Source organism: Acinetobacter sp. CY79 (assembly GCF_059515845.1).
In genome coordinates, this window is sequence record NZ_JCAKMY010000026.1 from 40621 (window position 1) to 47103 (window position 6483).

4 protein-coding genes and 2 rRNA genes are annotated in these 6483 nt (G+C 43.3%); 3 read left to right on the forward strand and 3 right to left on the reverse strand.

The window, feature by feature from the left end:
- The first annotated feature begins 52 nt into the window (after positions 1-52).
- Genes AC5YCE_RS11635 through AC5YCE_RS11645 form a run of 3 tightly spaced genes read left to right on the forward strand, consistent with a single transcriptional unit; the run spans position 53 to position 2330 of the window.
- Positions 53-895, forward strand: a complete 843-nt coding sequence (locus AC5YCE_RS11635) for an amino acid ABC transporter permease (RefSeq protein WP_496172157.1) — start codon at positions 53-55, stop codon at positions 893-895.
- A 2-nt stretch (positions 896-897) separates the two neighbouring features.
- Complete coding sequence (locus AC5YCE_RS11640) at positions 898-1575, forward strand: amino acid ABC transporter permease (RefSeq protein WP_496172158.1); 678 nt, start codon at positions 898-900, stop codon at positions 1573-1575.
- Between the two features lie 11 nt (positions 1576-1586).
- On the forward strand, positions 1587-2330 hold the full coding sequence (locus tag AC5YCE_RS11645) for an amino acid ABC transporter ATP-binding protein (protein WP_496172159.1): 744 nt from the start codon (positions 1587-1589) through the stop codon (positions 2328-2330).
- Between the two features lie 26 nt (positions 2331-2356).
- Here the strand turns inward: AC5YCE_RS11645 and AC5YCE_RS11650 are convergent, their stop codons facing one another.
- From AC5YCE_RS11650 to AC5YCE_RS11660, 3 genes are all read right to left on the reverse strand, one after another.
- Positions 2357-3103 carry a hypothetical protein gene (locus AC5YCE_RS11650; RefSeq protein WP_496172160.1) on the reverse strand — a complete coding sequence of 249 codons (747 nt, stop codon included), beginning with the start codon at positions 3101-3103 and terminating at the stop codon, positions 2357-2359.
- Positions 3104-3268: 165 nt separating this feature from the next.
- Positions 3269-3383: ribosomal RNA gene (rrf, locus tag AC5YCE_RS11655) — 5S ribosomal RNA — on the reverse strand.
- A gap of 184 nt (positions 3384-3567) precedes the next feature.
- Positions 3568-6464: ribosomal RNA gene (locus tag AC5YCE_RS11660) — 23S ribosomal RNA — on the reverse strand.
- Positions 6465-6483: the final 19 nt, after the last annotated feature.

A 6483-nucleotide genomic window follows, 5' to 3' on the forward strand; every position in this document is an offset into this window, starting at 1 on the left:
TCCATGCTTTGGCTTATTTAATGATAAAAAATAATTTACTCAAGGAGCACACATGTCAGTTGGCTCACTTAATTGGACTGCTTATTGTTTAGCATCAAACGAATACGGGGAAGATAAGGCCGCTTGGGCTGAATCCATCTGTAAAGCGATTGGTGGTGAAAGTTACTCCCCTCTTGCAGATGCACCCACTTGGATACAAATTCTTGGATCAGGTGTATGGACAATGCTATGGACAGCATTTGCTGCATTTATTATTGCCTTTCTGCTTGGCTCTTTAATTGGAATTATGCGTACATTACCCAGTAAGCCTTTGGCTTTCATCGGTACATGCTACGTTGAACTGTTCCGAAATATTCCGCTCATTGTACAACTTTTCTTCTGGGCATTTGTATTTCCACAACTTCTACCGCTCAGCATGAGTACAGGAAGCGGAGAAATGGTTCCGGGTGGTTGGTGGCAAAATATTCTCAATGACAATCCTGCCATTATTGGTGTTTTCGCATTAGGACTTTACACGGCTGCGCGTATTGCAGAACAAGTTCGTGCAGGGATTAGTACCGTTTCCCAAGGTCAAAAAAACGCAGCTTTTGCCATTGGTCTAACCCAAAACCAAAGTTATCGTTATGTCATTTTACCAGTGGCTTATCGTATCGTTTGGCCAACACTGACTTCAGAAGCCATGAATGTCTTTAAAAACTCCGCGGTGTTATTTGCGCTCAGTGTGCTCAATTTCTTTGCCTATACCAAAACAATGCGTGAAGAAACCTCACAAGATATTGTGATTTTGATCCTCTCGACCCCAGTTTATCTTGTGATTACCTATGCAATTAAATACTTAATGGGTTGGATCGAAAAACGCATGGCTGTACCCGGTCTTGGCTCAGGAGGTAAATAAGCATGGATTTTAGTATTCTACAAAATGAAGATGTCATTACCACACTGATTCAAGGTTTTAAATTTACCATTACTGTGACTGTGCTTTCCATCATTGGTGGTATTTTGATTGGTACACCTTTGGCGATGATGCGTTTATCAAACAACAAAATCGCCAGTGGATTTGCTAAATTCTATGTCGACTTTTTCCGTGGTGTACCCCTGATTCAAGTCATCTTTATTTTTTACTTTTTACTGCCAAAGTTCTTTGATTTTCAATATCACACCTATTGGGGACCATTATTCTCAAGTGTGGTGACTTTTGCGATCTTTGAAGCTGCTTTTTTCTCTGAAATTGTGCGGTCAGGAATTCAATCGGTTTCTAAAGGTCAAGTCAATGCGGGTTATGCACTTGGTTTTACTTATGGTCAAACCATGTCAAATGTCGTTTTGCCACAAGCCTTCCGTAACATGTTGCCAGTGATCTTGACCCAGTCGATCGTCCTTTTCCAAGATGTTTCATTGGTTTATGTGATTAGTGCACCAGACTTCTTGGGTAATGCAAATACACTCGCCAATACCTATGGTTCCGAAACCAAAGCAGTATTCTACCTGCTCGTTGCAGTGATTTATTTTGTTATATCTTTCGCGCTGTCTCGTTTAGTGAAGCGTTTACATCAAAAAATAGCCATTATTCGATAAGGAGAATCAATATGCCAATGATAGAAATTCAAGACATCTCAAAATGGTATGGAGATTTTCAGGTCTTAACGGACTGTACAACCTCTATCGAAAAAGGTGAAGTTGTTGTGGTATGTGGACCTTCAGGTTCTGGTAAATCAACCCTCATTAAAACCGTGAATGCTTTAGAACCTTTTCAAAAAGGTAATATCATCGTTGATGGTACAGCACTCAAAGATCCTAAAACTGATCTTGCTAAATTCCGTTCTCGGGTCGGAATGGTGTTTCAGCACTTTGAATTATTTCCACATATGACCGTATTGGATAACCTCACCATCGGACAAATCAAAGTGTTAAATCGCTCCACTGAAGAGGCTAGAAAGAAAGCTTTACAATATCTAGATCGCGTAGGACTTGCAGCGCATAAAGACAAATTTCCTGGTCAGCTTTCAGGAGGTCAGCAACAACGTGTGGCAATTGCTCGTGGTTTGTGTATGGATCCGATCTGTATGTTGTTTGATGAGCCTACTTCAGCACTCGATCCAGAAATGGTCGGCGAAGTGTTAGAAGTAATGACTCAACTTGCAAAAGAAGGTATGACCATGATGTGCGTAACCCATGAAATGGGCTTTGCACGTAAAGTATCGAGTCGTGTGATCTTTATGGATCAGGGTAAAATTTTAGAAGATTGCGCGACTGATGACTTCTTTAATAAACCTGAAGAGCGTCATGAACGTACGAAGTTTTTCTTAGAAAAGATTTCAATTATGCATTGATAAAAGCCCCCAAATTGGGGGCTTTATTAAAAAATATCTGTATCAAAGAGTTTACCTTTTAATTTTAGAATTAATGTTTCGAATCTTAATGCAGGTAGTTTTTCAAATACGTTATTTAATCGAACTATCTCAGTAGCAGTAAATTTCCCACCTGAATCTAGCTTTGTTAACATAAATTTAATTATTTCTGGCACTTCTTCTAAATGATCATCAAGACACTTCTCTAAAAAATTAAGTGAATCTGTCAGTGCCATATTGTTTGAACTGTTATTAATCATTTTGTCTTTTAGATGCTTCAAATCTAATGTTTTAAACTTTAGATTAATTCTCTTTATTTCATTATTGTATTTTTCCTTAATATTATTAGTTTCAATATCCAAATTTTTTTTATAATTTTCAAAAGTATTATTTATGTTCAATGTGTGTTCTTTCTGATGTTCAGTAAATTTTGAATCGAATATATTGGTTAAAGATCGCATCTCATTAGATAACTCATTGCGAATTGACTCTTTGTCACGCTCATATACTCTAAAATTTGCAAACCATCCAAAACCAACTATTAATCCAACTAACACAAAAACACCCCCTAGTGCCCAATACACCGTATTGAGAATCATCGACTGGAAATCTTTAGCATCTTCCAACTGGTGTTCTAAAATTAGTATCTGATTTTTTAACATTTCTATATTGTTTGAATTATCAGATTCAACAGCATTACATAAATTTGAGAAAGAAAAAATCAGAACTAAAATTACTAAGTACTTAGATACCATAAACTAACTCCCCAAAAGCCTTTACATTTAAGTATATTTTTCAAACGTTGAATATATCATTGGTTATGCTTTTTTATATTGTTCTCCAAAGTAATTTATTATTTCATTTTATAAGCATAAAAAAACACCCCTCTGCATTAGCGGAGGGGTGTTTTAAGAATAATGAGCTGGCGATGACTTACTCTCACATGGGTAACCCCACACTACCATCAGCGCAAAGAGGTTTCACTTCTGAGTTCGGGAAGGGATCAGGTGGTTCACTCTTGCTATTGTCGCCAGCACAACTGTTGTGACTTTGCTTGGGTCTTATTCACATCGTTTGATGTATGCCGTTGCTTGGTCAAAGAAGTTATTAACAGATATATCTGAGTTGAATATTGTGATACTAACGGCTTACTGAATCAAGCTATTTTGATGTATATCGAATCAATTGAGCTTTTATACAACAACTGTTTGGGTGTTGTATAGTCAAGCCTCACGAGTAATTAGTATTGGTCAGCTTCACATATCACTATGCTTCCACATCCAACCTATCAACGTTGTAGTCTTCAACGGCTCTTTAGAGGACATAAAGTCCTTGGGAAATCTTATCTTGAGGTAGGCTTCCCGCTTAGATGCTTTCAGCGGTTATCCCTTCCGAACATAGCTACCCGGCGATGCGACTGGCGTCACAACCGGTACACCAGAGGTTCGTCCACTCTGGTCCTCTCGTACTAGGAGCAGATCCTCTCAAATTTCCAACGCCCACGGTAGATAGGGACCGAACTGTCTCACGACGTTCTAAACCCAGCTCGCGTACCTCTTTAAATGGCGAACAGCCATACCCTTGGGACCTGCTTCAGCCCCAGGATGAGATGAGCCGACATCGAGGTGCCAAACACCGCCGTCGATATGAACTCTTGGGCGGTATCAGCCTGTTATCCCCAGAGTACCTTTTATCCGTTGAGCGATGGCCCTTCCATACAGAACCACCGGATCACTAAGACCTACTTTCGTACCTGCTCGACTTGTGGGTCTCGCAGTTAAGCGCGCTTTTGCCTTTATACTCTACGCGTGATTTCCGACCACGCTGAGCGCACCTTCGTACTCCTCCGTTACTCTTTAGGAGGAGACCGCCCCAGTCAAACTACCCACCAGACATGGTCCTCGCTCCAGATCATGGAGCAGAGTTAGAACCTCAATATTACCAGGGTGGTATTTCAAGATTGGCTCCACTCGAACTAGCGTCCGAGTTTCAAAGCCTCCCACCTATCCTACACAAGTAAGATCAAAGTTCAATGTCAAGCTGCAGTAAAGGTTCACGGGGTCTTTCCGTCTAGCCGCGGGTACACCGCATCTTCACGGCGAATTCGATTTCACTGAGTCTCTGCTGGAGACAGCGCCCCCATCATTATGCCATTCGTGCAGGTCGGAACTTACCCGACAAGGAATTTCGCTACCTTAGGACCGTTATAGTTACGGCCGCCGTTTACTGGGGCTTCGATCAAGAGCTTCGCTTACGCTAACCCCATCAATTAACCTTCCAGCACCGGGCAGGCATCACACCCTATACGTCCACTTTCGTGTTTGCAGAGTGCTATGTTTTTAATAAACAGTTGCAGGGGCCTGGTTTCTGTGGCTGCTCGCCGCTCAAACCGCAAGGGTTATCACCGCCAGCAGCGTACCTTCTCCCGAAGTTACGGTACCATTTTGCCTAGTTCCTTCAGCAGAGTTCTCTCAAGCGCTTTGGTCTACTCGACCTGACCACCTGTGTCGGTTTCGGGTACGATTCCTGTGTAACTGAAGCTTAGAGACTTTTCCTGGAAGTATGGTATCAGCCACTTCACTGCACAAGTGCAGCTTGCTATCAGTTCTCAGCATAGAGTACCCCGGATTTGCCTAAGATACATGCCTACAACCTTTCACCTGGACAACCAACGCCAGGCTGACTTAACCTTCTCCGTCCTCTCATCGCATTACACAGAAGTATTGGAATATTAACCAATTTCCCATCGACTACGCCTTTCGGCCTCGCCTTAGGGGTCGACTCACCCAGCCCCGATTAACGTTGGACTGGAACCCTTGGTCTTTCAGCGTGCGAGTTTTTCACTCGCATTGTCGTTACTCACGTCAGCATTCGCACTTCTGATACCTCCAGCAGACTTCTCAATCCACCTTCATCGGCTTACAGAACGCTCCCCTACCACTTGCAATAAATTGCAAATCCGCAGCTTCGGCACATAGTTTTAGCCCCGTTACATCTTCCGCGCAGGCCGACTCGACTAGTGAGCTATTACGCTTTCTTTAAAGGGTGGCTGCTTCTAAGCCAACCTCCTAGCTGTCTATGCCTTCCCACATCGTTTCCCACTTAACTATGATTTTGGGGCCTTAGCTGGCGGTCTGGATTGTTTTCCTCTTGACTACGGACGTTAGCACCCGCAGTCTGTCTCCCGGATAGTACTCATTGGTATTCGGAGTTTGCATCGGTTTGGTAAGTCGGGATGACCCCCTAGCCGAAACAGTGCTCTACCCCCAATGGTATTCGTCCGAGGCGCTACCTAAATAGCTTTCGGGGAGAACCAGCTATCACCAGGCTTGATTAGCCTTTCACCCCTATCCACAAGTCATCCCCTGGCTTTTCAACGACAGTGGGTTCGGTCCTCCAGTTAGTGTTACCCAACCTTCAACCTGCTCATGGATAGATCGCCTGGTTTCGGGTCTACACCCAGCAACTAAACGCCCTATTAAGACTCGATTTCTCTACGGCTCCCCTATTCGGTTAACCTTGCTACTGAATGTAAGTCGCTGACCCATTATACAAAAGGTACGCAGTCACCGGACACAATGCCGGCTCCCACTGCTTGTATGCATGCGGTTTCAGGATCTATTTCACTCCCCTCACAGGGGTTCTTTTCGCCTTTCCCTCACGGTACTGGTTCACTATCGGTCAGTCAGGAGTATTTAGCCTTGGAGGATGGTCCCCCCATATTCAGACAAGGTTTCACGTGCCCCGCCCTACTCGACATCATCATATCAGCCCTTTCGTGTACAGGACTATCACCCACTACGGTTGCACTTCCCAGAGCATTCCACTAGAACTGATATGACTTAATGGGCTTTTCCCCGTTCGCTCGCCGCTACTAAGGGAATCTCAATTGATTTCTTTTCCTAAGGGTACTGAGATGTTTCACTTCCCCTCGTTCGCCTTGCAACACTATGTATTCATGTTGCAATACCTACCTTATGGTAAGTGGGTTTCCCCATTCAGAAATCTCCGGATCACAGGATATTTGCCGCCTCCCCGGAGCTTATCGCAGGCTATTACGTCTTTCATCGCCTCTGACTGCCAAGGCATCCACCACATGCACTTAATTACTTGACTATACAACCCCAAACAGTCG

Coding starts and splice junctions, on each gene's coding strand:
- AC5YCE_RS11635 (WP_496172157.1), top strand. CDS start 53: ATGTCAGTTGGCTCACTTAATTGGACTGCTTATTGTTTAGCATCAAAC.
- AC5YCE_RS11640 (WP_496172158.1), top strand. CDS start 898: ATGGATTTTAGTATTCTACAAAATGAAGATGTCATTACCACACTGATT.
- AC5YCE_RS11645 (WP_496172159.1), top strand. CDS start 1,587: ATGCCAATGATAGAAATTCAAGACATCTCAAAATGGTATGGAGATTTT.
- AC5YCE_RS11650 (WP_496172160.1), bottom strand. CDS start 3,103: ATGGTATCTAAGTACTTAGTAATTTTAGTTCTGATTTTTTCTTTCTCA.